This is a genomic window from Ruegeria sp. CDSB086 (assembly GCF_059611065.1).
The window spans coordinates 111,041-127,479 of sequence record NZ_JBXWOV010000003.1; the positions used below are offsets into that span (position 1 = coordinate 111,041).

At 58.3% G+C, this 16,439-nt stretch carries 18 protein-coding genes; 9 read left to right on the forward strand and 9 right to left on the reverse strand.

The window, feature by feature from the left end; all coding sequences use genetic code 11:
- Window positions 1-4 precede the first annotated feature (4 nt).
- Window positions 5-1,168, reverse strand: coding sequence for a M20 aminoacylase family protein (locus tag AC2FIO_RS07355; protein ID WP_496696650.1), 1,164 nt, complete (start codon window positions 1,166-1,168; stop codon window positions 5-7).
- A gap of 66 nt (window positions 1,169-1,234) precedes the next feature.
- Here AC2FIO_RS07355 and mazG point away from each other — a divergent pair, with 66 nt between their 5' ends.
- The 3 genes from mazG to AC2FIO_RS07370 all read left to right on the forward strand — a co-directional run bounded on the left by mazG (window position 1,235) and on the right by AC2FIO_RS07370 (window position 3,543).
- Window positions 1,235-2,092 carry a nucleoside triphosphate pyrophosphohydrolase gene (gene mazG / locus AC2FIO_RS07360; protein ID WP_496697086.1) on the forward strand — a complete coding sequence of 286 codons (858 nt, stop codon included), beginning with the start codon at window positions 1,235-1,237 and terminating at the stop codon, window positions 2,090-2,092.
- Window positions 2,093-2,155: 63 nt separating this feature from the next.
- Window positions 2,156-3,097, forward strand: a complete 942-nt coding sequence (locus AC2FIO_RS07365) for a nucleoside hydrolase (RefSeq protein WP_496696652.1) — start codon at window positions 2,156-2,158, stop codon at window positions 3,095-3,097.
- Entirely contained in the window at window positions 3,094-3,543 is a 450-nt protein-coding gene (locus tag AC2FIO_RS07370; RefSeq protein ID WP_282151394.1) for a GNAT family N-acetyltransferase, read from the forward strand. Before AC2FIO_RS07365 ends, AC2FIO_RS07370 begins: the two co-directional genes overlap by 4 nt.
- 48 nt (window positions 3,544-3,591) lie before the next feature.
- Here AC2FIO_RS07370 and AC2FIO_RS07375 read toward each other — a convergent pair whose 3' ends face one another.
- From AC2FIO_RS07375 to AC2FIO_RS07400, 6 genes are all read right to left on the reverse strand, one after another.
- A complete protein-coding gene (locus tag AC2FIO_RS07375) occupies window positions 3,592-3,759 on the reverse strand; it encodes a hypothetical protein (protein ID WP_496696655.1) in 168 nt (55 codons plus the stop codon).
- A gap of 151 nt (window positions 3,760-3,910) precedes the next feature.
- Window positions 3,911-4,450: a GNAT family N-acetyltransferase gene (locus AC2FIO_RS07380; protein WP_282118250.1), complete on the reverse strand. Its 540-nt coding sequence runs from the start codon at window positions 4,448-4,450 to the stop codon at window positions 3,911-3,913.
- A 46-nt stretch (window positions 4,451-4,496) separates the two neighbouring features.
- A complete protein-coding gene (gene eno / locus AC2FIO_RS07385) occupies window positions 4,497-5,774 on the reverse strand; it encodes a phosphopyruvate hydratase (RefSeq protein ID WP_058271864.1) in 1,278 nt (425 codons plus the stop codon).
- A 145-nt stretch (window positions 5,775-5,919) separates the two neighbouring features.
- Window positions 5,920-6,801 (reverse strand): DMT family transporter, encoded by an 882-nt coding sequence (locus tag AC2FIO_RS07390; RefSeq protein WP_108858409.1) that lies wholly within the window; start codon window positions 6,799-6,801, stop codon window positions 5,920-5,922.
- Window positions 6,802-6,937: 136 nt separating this feature from the next.
- Complete coding sequence (locus AC2FIO_RS07395; RefSeq protein WP_058277587.1) at window positions 6,938-7,351, reverse strand: Fur family transcriptional regulator; 414 nt, start codon at window positions 7,349-7,351, stop codon at window positions 6,938-6,940.
- Between the two features lie 71 nt (window positions 7,352-7,422).
- Window positions 7,423-8,127 (reverse strand): endonuclease/exonuclease/phosphatase family protein, encoded by a 705-nt coding sequence (locus tag AC2FIO_RS07400; protein ID WP_496696660.1) that lies wholly within the window; start codon window positions 8,125-8,127, stop codon window positions 7,423-7,425.
- A gap of 14 nt (window positions 8,128-8,141) precedes the next feature.
- On the opposite strand from AC2FIO_RS07400, the gene AC2FIO_RS07405 reads away from it, so the two are divergent.
- The 3 genes from AC2FIO_RS07405 to AC2FIO_RS07415 all read left to right on the forward strand — a co-directional run bounded on the left by AC2FIO_RS07405 (window position 8,142) and on the right by AC2FIO_RS07415 (window position 10,277).
- Window positions 8,142-8,324: a hypothetical protein gene (locus AC2FIO_RS07405; RefSeq protein WP_496696662.1), complete on the forward strand. Its 183-nt coding sequence runs from the start codon at window positions 8,142-8,144 to the stop codon at window positions 8,322-8,324.
- 8 nt (window positions 8,325-8,332) lie between these two features.
- Complete coding sequence (locus tag AC2FIO_RS07410; RefSeq protein WP_496696664.1) at window positions 8,333-9,220, forward strand: DMT family transporter; 888 nt, start codon at window positions 8,333-8,335, stop codon at window positions 9,218-9,220.
- Window positions 9,221-9,305: 85 nt separating this feature from the next.
- A complete protein-coding gene (locus AC2FIO_RS07415; RefSeq protein ID WP_496696666.1) occupies window positions 9,306-10,277 on the forward strand; it encodes a cation efflux transmembrane domain-containing protein in 972 nt (323 codons plus the stop codon).
- Between the two features lie 11 nt (window positions 10,278-10,288).
- Here the strand turns inward: AC2FIO_RS07415 and AC2FIO_RS07420 are convergent, their stop codons facing one another.
- On the reverse strand, window positions 10,289-11,707 hold the full coding sequence (locus tag AC2FIO_RS07420; protein ID WP_496697088.1) for a protein adenylyltransferase SelO: 1,419 nt from the start codon (window positions 11,705-11,707) through the stop codon (window positions 10,289-10,291).
- 85 nt (window positions 11,708-11,792) lie between these two features.
- Here AC2FIO_RS07420 and AC2FIO_RS07425 point away from each other — a divergent pair, with 85 nt between their 5' ends.
- On the forward strand, window positions 11,793-12,212 hold the full coding sequence (locus AC2FIO_RS07425; protein ID WP_058271870.1) for a cupin domain-containing protein: 420 nt from the start codon (window positions 11,793-11,795) through the stop codon (window positions 12,210-12,212).
- A gap of 3 nt (window positions 12,213-12,215) precedes the next feature.
- Window positions 12,216-13,118 carry a fatty acid desaturase gene (locus tag AC2FIO_RS07430; protein ID WP_496696669.1) on the forward strand — a complete coding sequence of 301 codons (903 nt, stop codon included), beginning with the start codon at window positions 12,216-12,218 and terminating at the stop codon, window positions 13,116-13,118.
- Between the two features lie 754 nt (window positions 13,119-13,872).
- Here AC2FIO_RS07430 and AC2FIO_RS07435 read toward each other — a convergent pair.
- Window positions 13,873-14,931, reverse strand: coding sequence for an anhydro-N-acetylmuramic acid kinase (locus AC2FIO_RS07435; RefSeq protein ID WP_432653435.1), 1,059 nt, complete (start codon window positions 14,929-14,931; stop codon window positions 13,873-13,875).
- Between the two features lie 208 nt (window positions 14,932-15,139).
- Here AC2FIO_RS07435 and AC2FIO_RS07440 point away from each other — a divergent pair, with 208 nt between their 5' ends.
- On the forward strand, window positions 15,140-16,408 hold the full coding sequence (locus tag AC2FIO_RS07440) for an MFS transporter (RefSeq protein WP_496696671.1): 1,269 nt from the start codon (window positions 15,140-15,142) through the stop codon (window positions 16,406-16,408).
- The last annotated feature ends 31 nt before the right edge of the window (window positions 16,409-16,439 follow it).

Consider the following 16,439-nt stretch of genomic DNA (forward strand, 5'->3'; position numbering starts at 1 on the left):
CCCGTCAGCCCAGCGGCTGCGCCTTTTCGACGATCCGTGCAAAGAACGAAGCGCCGACCGGCGCGATCTCATCGTTGAAGTTGTATTTCGGATGGTGCAGCCCGGCGCTCTCACCCTGCCCCAAAAACAGATAGGCGCCGGGGCGCGATTGCAGCATGTACGAGAAATCCTCTGCCCCCATCTCGCGGCCCATGTTTCCCACCACACGCTCGGCCCCGGACACGTCCCGGGCCACCTCGGCGGCAAATCCGGCCTTTTCGCCGTCGTTGATCGTGGCCGGGTAGTTCTTTTCGTAATCCAGCCGCGCCTCGACGCCGTAAGAGGTCGCCTGCCCCTGTACGATTTGCTCCATACGCTCGATTACCATCTGCTGAACGTTTGGATCGAAGGTTCGAACAGTGCCGTTGATGAAAGCCGTATCGGGGATCACGTTATTCACCGTCCCGGTGTGGATTTGCGTTACCGAGACGACCAGGTCGTCCAGAGCATAGTTGTTGCGGCTGACGATAGTCTGAATGGCCTGCGCAATGCCGCAGGCCGCCATCACCGGGTCGCGGGCTTCATGCGGCATGGCACCGTGACCACCAACGCCTTGAATATGAACCTCGAACGTATCCACCGCCGCCATGATCGGCCCCGGAGTGGTGTGAAATGCGCCTACGGGCAGGTTCGGTGCATTATGCAGCGCGTAGACCTGAGAGATGTCGAACCGGTCCATGATGCCTTCTTCGACCATCACGCCCGCGCCGCCGCCTTCCTCTTCGGCTGGCTGAAAGATCAGCGCCACACGGCCGCGAAAATTCCGCGTTTCGGCCAGGTAGCGCGCCGCGCCCAACAGCATCGTGGTGTGCCCATCATGACCGCAGGCGTGCATCTTGCCCGGATTGGTCGAGGCGTAGTCGACGCCCGTTTCCTCAGGGATCGGCAGCGCGTCCATATCGGCCCGCAGACCAATCGTAGGCCCCTCACCCCGCCCGTTGATGATCGCGACGATCCCGGTCTTGGCAATACCTTCGTGCAGCTCGTCCACTCCGAATTCGCGCAGACGGTCCGCTACGAACGCTGCAGTTTCATGGCATTCGAACTCCAACTCGGGGATCGAATGCAAGTGTTTGCGCCATGCGGCCATATCGGCTGAGTAATCGGCAATTCGGTTGACGACGGGCATCTGGGGTGGACTCCTGATCGGGACTGCGGAATGGATGCATCTGACACCGGAACGAAAGGGTTCGCAATGGCCGAAAATCCTCTGATCCACGACAGCGATGCAGGTATCGAGCGCCTGTTGGAAATCATGCGCCGTCTGCGTGACCCGCAAACGGGCTGCCCGTGGGATATCGAACAGGATTTTGCCACCATCGCCCCCTACACGATTGAGGAGGCCTATGAGGTCGCCGACGCCATCGAGCGCGAAGCCTATGATGAGCTGAAAGGCGAGCTGGGCGACCTGCTGTTCCAGTCGGTTTTTCACGCACAAATGGCCGAAGAAGCCGGGCATTTCACCTTTCAGGACGTGGTGCAGACCATGTCGGACAAGATGGTCGACCGTCACCCGCATGTATTTGGCGATGAATCCCGCGATAAATCAGCGGACCAGCAGACCGTGGATTGGGAAACCATCAAGGCGGCTGAGCGCGCCGGCAAGGAACAGAAAGGGGCGCTGGACGGTGTCGCGGCCAACCTGCCTGCCCTGTTGCGCGCGCACAAACTGCAAAAACGCGCGGCCCGCGTAGGGTTTGACTGGCCCGATGCCAGTCATGTGTTGGCCAAGATCACGGAAGAGGCTGCAGAGCTGGAGGAAGCGCGCAAGGCTAAGGACGCAGACGCGCTGGAGGATGAATTCGGCGATCTTCTGTTCGTGATGGTCAATCTGGGCCGTCATCTAGGCATCGAGCCTGAGGCCGCCCTGCGCCGCACCAATGCCAAGTTTACCCGCCGGTTCGAGCAAGTAGAAGCGCGGCTGGCTGCGCGCGGGAAAACACCATCCCAAAGCGATCTCGAAGAAATGGATGCGCTGTGGGACGAGGTCAAAATTGAAGAGCACCGCGCCAATGGCAAACTCCCGCCGGTAGGTGCGACGACCGAGGTCTGAAACCGCTGGACAAGCGTGGTGACACTTGCGAGTGTCCGCGCTTCAATACCCCGGAGGCAAAGCATGGCAGCGCGCAAGATCATCATCGACACCGATCCCGGGCAGGACGACGCAGTCGCCATCTTGCTGGCATTGGCAAGCCCGGAAGAGATTGATGTTCTGGGCATTACCGCCGTTGCGGGGAATGTGCCGCTGGAACTGACGGCCAAGAATGCGCGGATCGTCTGTGAACTGGCCGGCCACACGCATATCCCTGTTTATGCCGGGTGTGACCGCCCGCTAAACCGCCCTCTGGTCACAGCGGAACATGTGCACGGCAAGACCGGCCTCGACGGTCCCGTCCTGCCTGATCCGGAAATGCCGCTGGCTGACGGGCACGCGGTCGACTTCATCATCGACACCCTGCGTGCACATGAGCCTGGAACCGTCACACTTTGCCCGCTTGGCCCGTTGACGAACATCGCATCCGCCTTTCAAAAAGCGCCTGACATTGTCGACCGGGTCCAGGAAATCGTTCTGATGGGCGGGGCCTATTTTGAGGTCGGCAACATCACCCCAGCGGCAGAATTCAACATCTATGTCGATCCCGAAGCTGCTGATATCGTGTTCAAATCCGGCGTACACGTCGTCGTTATGCCACTGGACGTTACCCACGACGCGCTGGTCACGAAACACCGCAATGACGCCTTTCGCGCCCTCGACAGTAAAGTCGGTCATGCCGTGGCCGAGATGACGGATTTCTTCGAACGTTTCGATATAGAGAAATACGGCTCGGAAGGCGCGCCGCTGCACGACCCGTGCGTGACCGCCTATCTGATCCGGCCGGAGCTGTTCTCAGGCCGACACATCAACGTCCAGATCGAAACGCAGTCCGAACTGACGATGGGTATGACCGTCGCTGATTGGTGGCGCGTGACAGACCATCCGCCCAATGCAATGTTCATTGGGGAAATCGACGCTGACGGTTTCTTTGCCTTGCTGACCGAACGGCTGGCCCGGCTATGAGCGCCGCACTTCGCCTCGCGCGCCCCGAAGATCTGGACCGCCTGATGGGCCTGGTGACCGCGTTCCACACCGAAGCCGGGATCGCGCAGGACATGGACCAGACCCGCAATGCGCTGACCCCCTTGCTAGAGGGTATTCCCCACGGTTGCGTCTACCTGATCGGTCCAGGACGTGCGCCGCTGGGCTATGCCATCTTGACGTTCGGCTGGTCGGTCGAGTTCGGCGGCATGGACGGATTCATAGACGAAATCTATATCCGCCCGGCCGTGCGCGGCCGTGGCATCGCCACCGAAGTGCTGCTTGACCTGCCCAAAGCCCTGGCCGAGGCTGGCCTGACCGCCCTTCACCTGGAAGTTGATCGCACGAACGAGGCTGCGCATAAGCTGTACTTGCGCACTGGCTTCCAACCGCGCGATCGCTATGTCTTGATGAGCCGAAAGCTCTAAATCGGTCAGATACTTACGGGCGTCGCCGCCAGTCCCCCTGTGAAGGCCCTAGCGGGCTTCACCGCGATACATGTATGACGGCGTTTCCATACCCAGAACCGGGTCACTTGCGGACACCGCCTCCCCGGTGATCGGATAAGTGCCAGGCCCTGCACAGGCCGCCAAAAATACAGTGCTGACCACTGAAGCTACGAGAAGGATTTTCGAACCAGTCATGTCGTTTCCCTTTCTGTAATGCAGGCACATTACGAGACACCGGGATCGGACAAATAGGTAAAAGTTCACACAAAATTGAATTTATGTAGGTGTATTTCTAACAAGTTTGATTTTTACAAGCGATAACAACGCGTAAGACTTTGAAAAAAAATCACTCAATTTGCGAGTTTTCTGCCTGAGCACCGGGCAAAGGCATCTCAAAAAACAACAACGTGTCTTTCGCGATCTCCGGAATCTCGGAATATGCGTCGCGCAGTTGGAAGCCCATCGACAGGTACAGACGCGTTGCCGATACCAATGGTTTGCCCGTGTCCATGCGAATGCAGTCAAACCCCTGTTCACGGCACTGTTCAATCAAGGACATCATAACCGCATACCCTGCCCCCGTCCCTCGGGCGGCGTCATTTACAAACACCCGTTTTATTTCGGCAATGCCCGGCCCGATTGTCCGGAACATTCCGCACCCGACGGCATGTCCATCCTTTAGTACCAGCCGCACACCACCGCCCGGTGGGGCGTGTTCGACTTCGATCTCGTCCATCAGCCGGGCATAAACGTCGCGGGGATAAAAGGTCTTTACGACGCGCACGGACTTGGCGTCCAACGTCAGCAGGAAGTCGCGATACTCCCAACACAAACGCCGAACCTCATCAAAGTGGTCCGGCGTTTCAGCTTCGATAACTTTAAGCAAAACACGATCCTCGAAAAACACGAGGATCAGTCTAGCATTATTGACCTCAGTTGCGAAGGATCGACGCGCCTGCGTATTCCGCAACTTCACCCAGCGATTCCTCGATGCGGATCAGCTGGTTGTACTTGGCCAACCGGTCCGACCGCGCCAGCGAGCCGGTTTTGATCTGACCGCAATTGGTCGCAACCGCCAGATCGGCGATGGTCGCATCCTCGGTTTCGCCCGAGCGGTGCGACATGACGTTGGTATACCGTGCACGGTGCGCCATATCGACAGCACGAAGTGTTTCAGTCAGCGATCCGATCTGGTTCACCTTGACCAGCATCGAGTTGGCACAGCCGCGCTTGATCCCTTCGGCCAGACGCACGGGGTTGGTCACGAACAGGTCGTCGCCCACCAGCTGCACCTTGTCGCCAATCATGTCGGTCAGAGCTTTCCAGCCGTCCCAGTCATCTTCGGACATGCCATCTTCGATGGAAATGATCGGATAGTCATTGACCAAAGCCGCCAGGTAAGCCGCATTCTCGTCCGAGCTCAGAGAGATCCCCTCGCCCGCCAGCACGTATTTGCCGTCTTTGAAGTATTCGGTTGCGGCACAATCCAGCGCAAGGTGGATTTCCTCGCCCGGTTTGTAGCCCGCTTTTTCGATGGACTTCAGGATGAAATCCAGCGCCTCACGGGTGGACGCAATGTTCGGGGCAAACCCACCTTCGTCACCGATACCAGTGTTCAGACCAGCGGCGGACAGTTCTTTCTTCAGCGTGTGGAACACTTCCGAGCCCATGCGCACGGCTTCACGGATATTCGCGGCCGAGGTCGGCATGATCATGAATTCCTGAATGTCGATCGGGTTGTCGGCATGTTCGCCGCCGTTGATGATGTTCATCATCGGTACTGGCAAAACGCGGGCCGACGTACCGCCGACGTAGCGATATAGAGGTTGCGTGGTGAAATCTGCCGCAGCCTTGGCTGTGGCCAGCGAGACGCCCAGAATGGCGTTTGCGCCCAGACGGCTCTTGTTCTCGGTCCCGTCCAGTTCGATCATTGCGCCGTCGATGGCGACCTGCTCGGTCGCGTCATAGCCGACCAGTTCTTCGGCGATCTCACCGTTCACAGCGGCGACAGCTTCAAGCACGCCTTTGCCCATATAGCGCGATTTGTCACCGTCACGCTTTTCCACTGCTTCATACGCACCGGTTGACGCACCCGAAGGCACAGCGGCGCGGCCCATGGTGCCGTCTTCCAGAATCACGTCCACTTCGACGGTTGGGTTGCCCCGGCTGTCCAGGATTTCGCGTGCGTGGATGTCGATGATGGTACTCATGAGGCCCGTCCCTGTGGCTGCATTTGGTTGCATGCCTCATAACATCACCGAGCCAAAAGTAAACCAGCGATGTTACCGCTAACGGTTATGTTCATGGGGATTTAGGGCTAATAGCCACGTGTTTGCGCCAACGTGCGACGATCCGTCAGGCCGCAACCGCCATTGCACGCGCCAGCCGGCGTTCGCGAACAAAGGTGTACATGCCCGATCCGAGGATCAACGCGGCACCGGCCACCGTCATCAAATCAGGCCGTTCGCCAAACATCAGCATCCCTGCCGCGATGGAAAACACGAGCCGGCTGTACCGGAAAGGTGTCAGGGCCGAGGCCTCACCGATCCGCATGGCCGTCACGATGCCGTAATATCCCAGGACGCCAAAGCCGATTGCCCCCAGATACGGACCTACTTGCGTGGATTGCAGTGGAACAACTGGCTGAGCCAGAAACACCATCAGAACCACCCCGGCAAGGGCAACGGCCATGTAGGCCTGCATGGCAACAACGGACGAGGCCACACGGACGTCCAGCTTACGTGTGATCAAATCACGCGCGGCGATCGCAATTACGGTCGCGACAACGAACAGCGACTCGGGCTGAAACCCTTCCAAACCCGGGCGAATAATCATCAAGACACCAATAAAGCCTATTCCGATGGCGCTCCAACGTCGCCAACCGACCTGCTCGCCCAAAAACAGCGCCGCCCCCATAGTCACGGCCAGCGGCATCGCCTGAAAGACGGCAGCAACGGTGGACAGCTCGACCAGAGACAGCGCGGTAACAAAGGTCAGGGCTCCTACCGCCTCGGTCCCTGCCCGCGCCAGCGGCAGACCTTTCCACGCCTCCGGATCAAAGATGCGTTTACGCGTGGCCAATGACATCAGTACGAACACCAGCCCGCAGACCAGACCCAAAGCGATCATGATCTGACCCGTAGGTACAGTGATCGACAGATGCTTGATGAACATGTCCTCAAGTGCGAAGGCCGCCATCGATCCGATGATCAGCAAGATGCCGTGTACGTTGTTCATACGCGTGTCCGTTGAGATGGCGCGGGAAATTCCGCGACCTTAAGTCAGCAAAACCGTATCATCCGCGACGCCGCAAGCGATATTGCGACATGTTTCATGAATTGCCGTGCGGCAACCAATCGCGTTTCGTGATGGATCAGCCCTGTTTCAGCGGCACGCCGTACAGTTCCAACCGATGCCCTTTCAGCTTGTACCCAAGCTTGGCTGCGATCTTTTCCTGCAGGGCCTCGATCTCGGGATCGACAAATTCGATCACTTCCCCCGACTGCATGTCGATCAGATGGTCGTGGTGGTCCCTCTCGGCATCCTCATAGCGGGCGCGCCCATCACCGAATTCCAACCGCTCCAGAATCCCAGCCTCTTCGAACAGCTTCACGGTGCGATAGACCGTGGCGATCGAGATACCCGAATCCACCTTAGAGGCGCGCGCATACAGCTCTTCTACATCCGGATGGTCATCACTTTGCTGCAACACCTGAGCAATTGTGCGGCGCTGACCCGTCATGCGGAGACCTTTGGCTTCGCAACGGGCGATGATCGTGTCGGACATAGTGACCCTCAGAGTAGTTCGGGTTTCTGTCTTAATACGTCTGCGCCGCTGGCGCCACAGGGGATTTGCGCCTAAGCGACCTTGCGAAGATCAGCCCAGATCGGCAGGTGATCTGATGCGATATGCGCAGGCCGCGCTTTGTGGACGCCATGTACAACGGCCTCAAGCCCAGCGCCCAGCGCGATCCGATCCAGTGCGCCCAGAGGCTGTGCAGCGGGGAAACTGGGAACCGGGGGCAAAAATCGCATGTCGGGTGCAAGATGATCGAGCACCGGCTGGCGCGACCACTCGTTGAAATCTCCGGCCCAAACGGTAGGCATTTGATCCAGATCCTCATCGCAGCGCCGGAGTTGATGAATCTGCTGCCGCCGAGATGCGGGCAAAAGACCCAGATGCATCCCCATCACCCGAAGCGGCCCGATCTGGGTGTCGAACTCGACCCGAACTGCACCGCGAGGTTCCAGCCCGGGCAAATCATGGTGACCGGTCGTGCGCACGTCAATTTTGTCACCGCGCCAGATGACCGCGTTGCCGTGCCAGCCCAAGCTGCCTGCGCCCCCCAGATCAACAATCTGCCAACCGGCTTCATCCAACATGAAATGCGGTAAGGCGGCGGGTCGCGGCGGCAGCCTTTTGTCGGCCTCTTGCAGCACCACAATATCAGCCTGCATGCCTTCAATGACCTGCATTATGCGCTGAGGCTGGCGGCGAAAATCCAAGCCCACGCATTTCTGGATGTTATAGCTTGCAATCCGCAGGGTTGATTGAGGCGACATAAGGTTCCGATCAAATGGACGAACCCCAAAGTGCCACGCTGGTGGCCGGGCGCAACCCCAGTCTTCTGCAGGAGTGGCAAATAAGAGCTTTTCGCGCTGCCAAAGTGCCCAATATTCTAGCAGGCGGCGCGATCAGGAATGCTGCGCTTGATCAACAGGGTGCCGATACACTATCCCCGTGGAACGCGTCCAATTGAGGCCTGAAGTGGTTTCCAGCAACACACTCTCGAACAACCGCACCTGGGCAAGCATTGTCCTAGTGATCGGTGGCATGATGTGGGGTCTCTATTGGATCCCCGTTCGGTTTTTCTATGATCTGGGCCTGACCGGGCCCTGGCCGGGTATTGCGATGTATAGCGTTGCGCTGCTGGGGCTGGTTCCCTTTATCTGGAAAGAGAGAGGGACGCTGGCCCTGCAATGGCGCGATCTGGTGTTCAGCGGTATGTTCACCGGCGCGGCCTTCAGTCTTTATTCCATCAGCCTTGTCTATACGGATGTGGTGCGGTCGATCCTGTTATTCTACCTCACCCCGATCTGGGGCACGGTTCTGGGCCGGGTGTTTCTGGGTGAACGCCTGAATTTGGGGCGGCTTGCGGGCCTTGCCTGCGGTGTCGGTGGTCTATTCGTCGTGCTGGGCGACTCGGGTGGTATCCCGCTGCCCCAAAACAGCGGCGACTGGATGGCGTTGGCCTCGGGCATGTGCTGGGCGCTGGGTACGTTGGGGCTGTACCGAACCAGTACGATCTCAGCCTCGGGTCAGGTCTTTGCCTTTGTCGCAGGCGCGCTGATCCTTTCCCTGGTCAGCCTCGCGGTCCTGCCCGAACCTGTGTTGCCGACAATTGTGCAGGCGGATCTTCTTTGGACCCTTCAGTTTGTGCTGCTGTCGGCCTTCTACACCTTACCCATGGTGTTCATGACAATCTGGCCCGCAACCAAACTGTCCCCTGCCCGCGTCGGTATCCTGCTGATGAGCGAGGTTGTCGTCGGCTTGGCCTCGGCCGCCGCGTTCTCGGGCGAGCCGTTCGGGTTGCGCGAGCTGTTGGGCGCCATCCTGATCGTCAGCGCTGCTGTGCTTGAAATCGTGCGGGACTAGGACAACCCGCCATAGCAGGTGTTGGCCTATCCCCTTCGAACGGGTATCTGTTGCGGAGTTTGATGCCCTATCAGGACGTTACCAGATGTCGATGCCAAATGCAGAACGCAGAAAGCAGCTTGAGGGGCGCGCGCTCATCATTGCCATGGGCGGCAACCTGTTCATGGGCGCGGCTGGTATACTGGCCGGGATTTTGTCGAACTCCAATGCGATCATGATGGACGGGCTATATTCGCTGGTCGGCTTTGGATCGGCATTCCTTGGCCGCCGTATCAGTTTGAAGATTGATGCAGGCCCCGACAAGCGACGCCCGTTTGGCTATGCAGCGGATGAGGCGATCTTTTCCACCTTCCGCTCTTTGTCTCTGTTAGGACTGGTGCTGTTCGCCATCTCGAACGCGACTAAAAACATCTACAGCTACTACAACGGCATGATGCCCGAACCGCTGATATTCGGACCGATGTTCATCTACTTCGCTGCCATTGGCCTGACCTGCGTTTTGCTGTGGGCGTTTCACTATTTCACTTGGCGGAAGACCGGGAAGGCCAGTGCAATCCTGCGGTTGGAATCCAAAGCAGCACTGTTCGATGGTCTATTCACGGCTGCCGCAGCAATTGGCCTTGGGGCAATCTACCTGTTCCGGGATGGGGCCCTATCGGCGATCGCACCCGTCGGCGACTCGATCATCGTACTGTTCCTGTGCGTTCTGGCCATCGGATCATACCTACGCGACTTCCGTGGTGGGTTGGGTGAGCTGGCAAACGCCACCGCAAGCCCCGACCTTCTTGCTGCTGCGCGTCGTGCTTTGCGCCCGGCAATCGCAGAGGACGGTGGCGCATTGCGGGATATGTCCGTAACCAAACAAGGTCGGACCATTTTGATTACCGTCTACTACAACCCGCTGCGCGCGATCACCGCTGAAGAGGTCGACACCCTTAACCTGCGCATGGTTCGCGATGCCCGCAGGGCAATCGACGGGGCGGATGTTTATTTGATGATCTCCCAATACGCCCGCCGTTGGCCGGATGAGGTCAATCCCTATCGTGATGAGGCCTGAGGGGTCAAAATTCAGGTTCCACAGAACGTGGCATGCACCACTTCGGTCTCTGATGGCGGACGCTTCAGATCATCCGCATCGGGCTGATCCTCATAAGGTCGCGCCAGAACAGTGTTCAGCCTTTGGAACGGCTCGTAATCGCCCTGAACGGCCGACTGTATCATTTGTTCAACACGGTGATTGCGCGGGATGAAGGCTGGGTTTGCGGCGGCCATTACGATGGATGGGTCCTGCTCACGCCCCAGACGCGCGTTCCACCCTTTGGACCAGGTGTCGTACGCCGCAGAATCGGTAAACTGATCACGCGCGGCATCACCGCCCAGCGCACGGAATGTATTGGTGAAATCCGCCTGGTTCTGCGCCATGCGCGTCAGCAGGTCCGAGATCAGTTCCAGATCGCCCTCTTCTTCGGTCATCAACCCGATCTTGGCGCGGAACCGCTTCAACCAGCTCTCCTGCAGCTGCGCAGGCATGGCGTGTACAATCTCGGTCGCTTCTTCGACGGCTGCGTCCTTGTCTTCCATCTGCTGGATCAGTGCCGTCGCCAGTTGCGCTACGTTCCAAACGGCGATGTCGGGCTGGTTGGAATAGGCATAGCGCCCCATCCGGTCGATCGAACTGTAGACCGTGTTCGGATGATAGCTGTCCATGAAAGCGCAGGGCCCATAATCGATGGTCTCACCCGCGATTGAGCAATTGTCGGTGTTCATCACACCGTGGATGAACCCCACACTCATCCATGCTGCGATCAATTGCGATTGCGCCTCGACCACCGCGCGCAGCAGGCCCATCGGACCATTCGCGTCAGGATAGTGGCGGTCTATTGCGTATTCCGTCAGGCGGCGCAGGCTGTCCAGCTGTCCGCGCGCTGCAAAAACCTGAAATGTACCGACCCTCAGATGACTTTGCGCCACGCGGGTCAGCACCGCGCCGGGCATAGGCCCCTCGCGCAGAACGATCTCGCCGGTCTCAACCGCCGCCAGTGCGCGGGTCGACGAGATGCCCAGCGCATGCATTGCCTCGGACACCACGTATTCCCGCAACACCGGTCCCAGCCATGCGCGACCATCCCCCTGACGGCTGAACGGGGTTGGACCGGACCCTTTGAGCTGGATATCCCGGCGGAGGCCATCTGTCCCGATCGTTTCGCCCAGCAGTACAGCGCGGCCGTCCCCAAGCTGCGGGTTATAGTTGCCGAACTGATGTCCCGAATAAAGCTGCGCAATCGGCTCTGCGCCTTCGGGCAGCGTGTTGCCAGCGAAGGCTTCAGCCATCTCCTCTACCTCCCCCGGTGTGACCTTCAATACCTTCGCCAATTCCGAGTTGAATGCGATCAGGCGTGGGGCACGCACAGGTATAGGTGCCTGCCGCGCATAAAAGCTGTTGGGAAGGCGGGCGTAGCTGTTGTCAAACGGGATCGTCAGGGTCATGCGGCAAACATATTCCTTGCGCACACGAATACCATAGCGGATCGCACCTTCCCGTGCATAATCATCGCAAAAGACAAGAGGCCCCATGACCGCTCAAGAGATCATCGACCACCTGAAACTGGAACAACACCCCGAGGGTGGCTGGTTTCGCGAAACCTGGCGCGCGGATAACGCGGGCCGCGCCACCGGCACCTGCATCTATTTCCTGTTGGCCGCTGGTGAAAGCAGCCACTGGCACCGCGTGGACGCCACCGAAATCTGGCTCTACCACTCTGGTGCTCCGCTGATCCTGTCGCTGAGCGCTACGGATGACGGTCCAGCCACCGATCACATCCTAGGCCCAGACCTTTCAAAAGGCGCACCGCAATTAATCGTGCCCGAAAACCACTGGCAGGCGGCGCGCACCACCGGAGACTATACGTTGGTCAGTTGCACTGTTTCACCCGGGTTCCAGTTTGACGGGTTCGAACTGGCCGAGCCAGGGTTCGACATCGCGCGCGGATGATGCATGGACCACCGCGCCCTCATAGCGTCGCTGCCACCTGAGGCCAAAGATCAGCTACAACGTCGCTCGGACACAGCAGGTCTGCGTCATTTTCTGGGCTACCTGGTGTTACTGTCCGCCACCAGCGCGGGTATCGCGTGGCGGGTCCCTCTCTGGCCGGTCCTGATCCTGCCACAGGGTGTCTTGTTGGTGTTTCTGTTCACGCTTAGCCATGAATGCACCCATAAGACCCCGTTCAAGACCGGCTGGCTGAACGACGCTGTCGGACATCTTGCTTCAGTTCCAATCGCCCTGCCCTTTACGTGGTTTCGGTATTTTCACCTTGCGCACCACAAATGGACGAACCACCCGGAGAAAGACCCCGAGCTTGGCGGCAAGCCACGACCGCAGGACCGGTTGAGCCTGCTGATCTATCTGTCCGGCTGGCCCTATTGGAAAGGCATGGCACTTGTCCTGTTCCAAAACGCCTTTGGTCGCATCGACGCCCCGTACCTACCTGCGCGCCAACACACCGCCATGCGGGCTGAGGCACGTCTGCTGCTGATACTCTACGCGGTCGCAGCCCTAAGCCTGTTCCTGTCGCCGCTGCTCCTCTGGCTTTGGATTTTACCCGTTCTGCTGGGGCAGCCATTCCTACGCCTCTATCTACTGGCGGAACACGGCCTGTGCCCGCCAGTCGCCAACATGCTCGAGAACTCGCGCACCACGTTCACCAACCGGATGGTGCGTTTTGTGGCCTGGAACATGCCCTATCACGCCGAACACCACGCCTTTCCGAATGTGCCCTTCCATCAGCTGCCTGCATTGCACGGTTGGACGCGGGAATATTTGAAGTCGACTTCGGACGGATACTCACAGTTTACAAGTAATTATGTAAGAAGCGTGAAGCACCAATCATTCAGCTAGTTGGTTGAAGGTCCGCTTTGTTGAAGTACAAGGAGCCACTGAGCAGATAAAAACTGCCGTTGAAGCGGTTCTTAATCGAAGGTTGAGATGATCATGCGAAAAGGCACGTTGTAGGCAATTGGCAAGAAACATTGGCAATCCACCCAAAGTAAGCACTCCGCGATTTGGTGAGCTTCCGACTTGGTGGTCAAAGATTATCGGAATTAAGTGCCCAAAATGTGGTCGTCCTCAGCCACCACGTATGATGGCTTCAACTAATCCCCATCACGGGCTCAATAAAACCGACTTCCACATGTGCGGAGGCTGCGGAAAACTCCTCTATTTGACTGGTAGGTGGCGTGTTCGTCGGTTTTTTCTACTGGTGTTGCCCACATTTTTTGGAGTTGCGATTTTGGGGTTTTCTGTTCTTCGAAACATCAAAGGCCTGAACGTTTATCGTGAGGCAAGGGAAGCTTATGAACCAAATGCCTTGGGTTTCCTTTTGATGTGTGCCGCGATTTACATTGCCGTGAGTCTGCTATCGCGACTTGAAATTGTAGGAGTTGCTGAATCGTCAGAAGCGGACGTGGAGCAACTGCGATCCACCCGTTAAACTTCGAGTAATTTAAGTTACTACGTGGACATTTCTGAGTCCGAGAAAACGCGTTACTCCAAGACGTTATACGTTAGATGCAGACCTTGAGGCTGGCGCAGCGAATTCACACTTTGCCCGCAATGCGGAATCCGGGCAATCAACTTTTAACCCACCGCCCCATTACGCAACCGAACTCACAACCCCACCACCGACCAGCGCTTTCACACCTGTCGTCCCCGGACACGACGTCGGCAGCCTGCGGGCGACGCGTGCCGCCAGATAGGCGAAGGCCTGCGCCTCGAGCATGTCGCCGTCCAGACCCACGGCCTCAACCGGTTCGACCGGACAATCCAGCGCGACGCGCAGCATCTCCATCAATACCGGGTTGTGTCTACCGCCCCCGGTGACCAACAAACGCGACGGTGGTTTGGGGCAGTGTTCCATCCCCTGCACCACGCCTGCTGCACACATGCCGGTAAGCGTGGCAACTGCGTCCGCATCGCTGAGCTCTTGCACCAGTTTGATCATCTCGGAAAAGTCGTTCCGGTCCAGTGATTTTGGCGGCATACGGGTGAAAAAAGGCTCAGACAAAAACAGCTCGAGTGCGCCCATCTCGACGGTTCCGCCGCGCGCGACAGCTCCGTCGCGATCCATCGGCAGGCCCAGACGCGCCTGCATCAGATCATCGACCGGTGCATTCGCGGGACCAGTGTCAAACGCCAGCAACGCGCCCGGGGCTTCGGGGCCATCGTAACTGGGGTCCACATAGGTCAGGTTCCCGACACCGCCGAGGTTCAAAAAGCAAAGCGGTTGGGTTGCTTCGATCCACTTGGCGCAAGCGAAGTGAAAGAAGGGCGCCAGCGGAGCGCCTTCGCCGCCCATCGCCACATCATCGCTGCGGAAATCCCAGACGACCGGCACGCCCAATGCCTGAGCCAGCCCTTTCCCGTCGCCCACCTGCAACGTCCCACGCCCGCTCGGTTCATGCGCAAGAGTTTGGCCGTGCACACCGATCAGGTCGACCTCATCGAATTCAGACAGCGCCTCGGCATGAGCCAGGGTGACAAGCTCTGCCGCGGCATCCACGTCAGGCCCGTGCCACTGCCCTAAAGCGGCGCGCAGAACCGCACGCTCTTCATCGGAGTAGGCACGATACCCACTTGGACCAAATCCCAAAATCCGGTGCCCGTCCGTTTCTACGACCGCGGCATCCACCCCATCCATCGAAGTGCCGGACATCGCGCCCAAAACCCTGATCGCACCTGTTCGTTTGATGGCCCGCCCCACGCGTATCTCTCCTGCCGAACTCCGTGGTACCGTCATGGTTGATCGGTACAGTCTGTTTAACCTGCCCGTTCAGCTAAACCCAAGGCAAGCCAGATCATACGAGGGTCGCGCTTTTTCCCGACAATTTGGTATAAGGAACACAAATCAGTTTTAGGTACATATGGCAGACACATACTCGCAGAAACAACCATCCGAAGGCCGGAACTATTTTCTGATCTTCTGGTCCGGCGCTCTGGCCACGATCGGAGGGCAGTTGATCAACCCAAATCTGGTGCTGCCGTTCCTGTATCTGGCTCTGGGCGCGCCAACGTTTTTTGCAGGAATGCTTCTGCCCTTTGTCACCGGATCGCGCCTGATTGCCGAGATCTTTGTCGCACCTTTCATCAATCGGGCGACCCGCGCCAAGCTGGCCGTTTACGCACCGAACTTGTTGACAGCCGCGGTACTGGCGGCGGTGGCCCTGTTTTCAACAAAACTGCCCAGTGTGATGATCGTACTGCTGTTCCTGACCACTGCGATGGTCCTGGGATTGTGCCAGGGGATTACCAGCCTTGGAACCAGCCAGATCTACGGCATCTCTGTTCCCGAAGCGAAACGAAACCGGATGGTGTTTGCGCAAGCCACCATCTCGGGCGTTTTGGCCATCATCGTCGTTCTGATCACGCGCGACCTGCTGTCCGGGGACCAACCGATGCAGCGCCACATCGTCGTTCTGTGGTGCGGCGTGATTGCCATGTTTGCCGCAGGTGTTGCCTTTGCAGGAGTGCGACTGCTTGAGGATGAACAGCGCGCCCCATTGCCGGAGCCGAATAAAAATCCCAAGCCCCTGGCCGAGTTGGCGACCGGATTCAAAACCGGTATGGCTTATCCGTGGTATCGCAAGTTTCTTTCGGCCCGACTGATCTTTGTATCGGTCGAGCTGGCGATGCCCTTCTACACGATCCATGCTGCGACGCTGCATATGGGGACCAAGCATTCGCTCAGCTATTTTGTCATAGGGGCCAGCCTTGGAATGGTGATCGGTTCGCTTTTGTGGGGATGGCTCAGCGATCGTGTCTCGGTCAAACCTGTGATGTGGCTGGGGTGCATGATCGCCGCAATCTCGGCTCTGATGGCGCTTGGCTTTACGTTCTTCGGCTACGCTCAGAACGTCTGGGTCTACGCGCTGGTGATCCTGCTGCTATCGTTGGGCGGGAATGGGGTGATCTATGGGCGCTACCTGTATCTCATTCAGATGAGCGTTGAAAAAGAGCGCCCCTACCTGGTTGCACTAGGGGATGTCAGCGCTGGCCTCGTTGGAATTGTTTTTGCTGCGATCCTTGGCGCAGTCGCACATCTGCATGATCCGATCACGCCGATTGTTGTCCTTGTGGTGTTGAACACAATCGCAATGTTCTATGCCTTCCGCCTGCCCCCGGTCAAAAGCTGACACAGCCCGCGTTTTCTTGGAAATGGTGCCT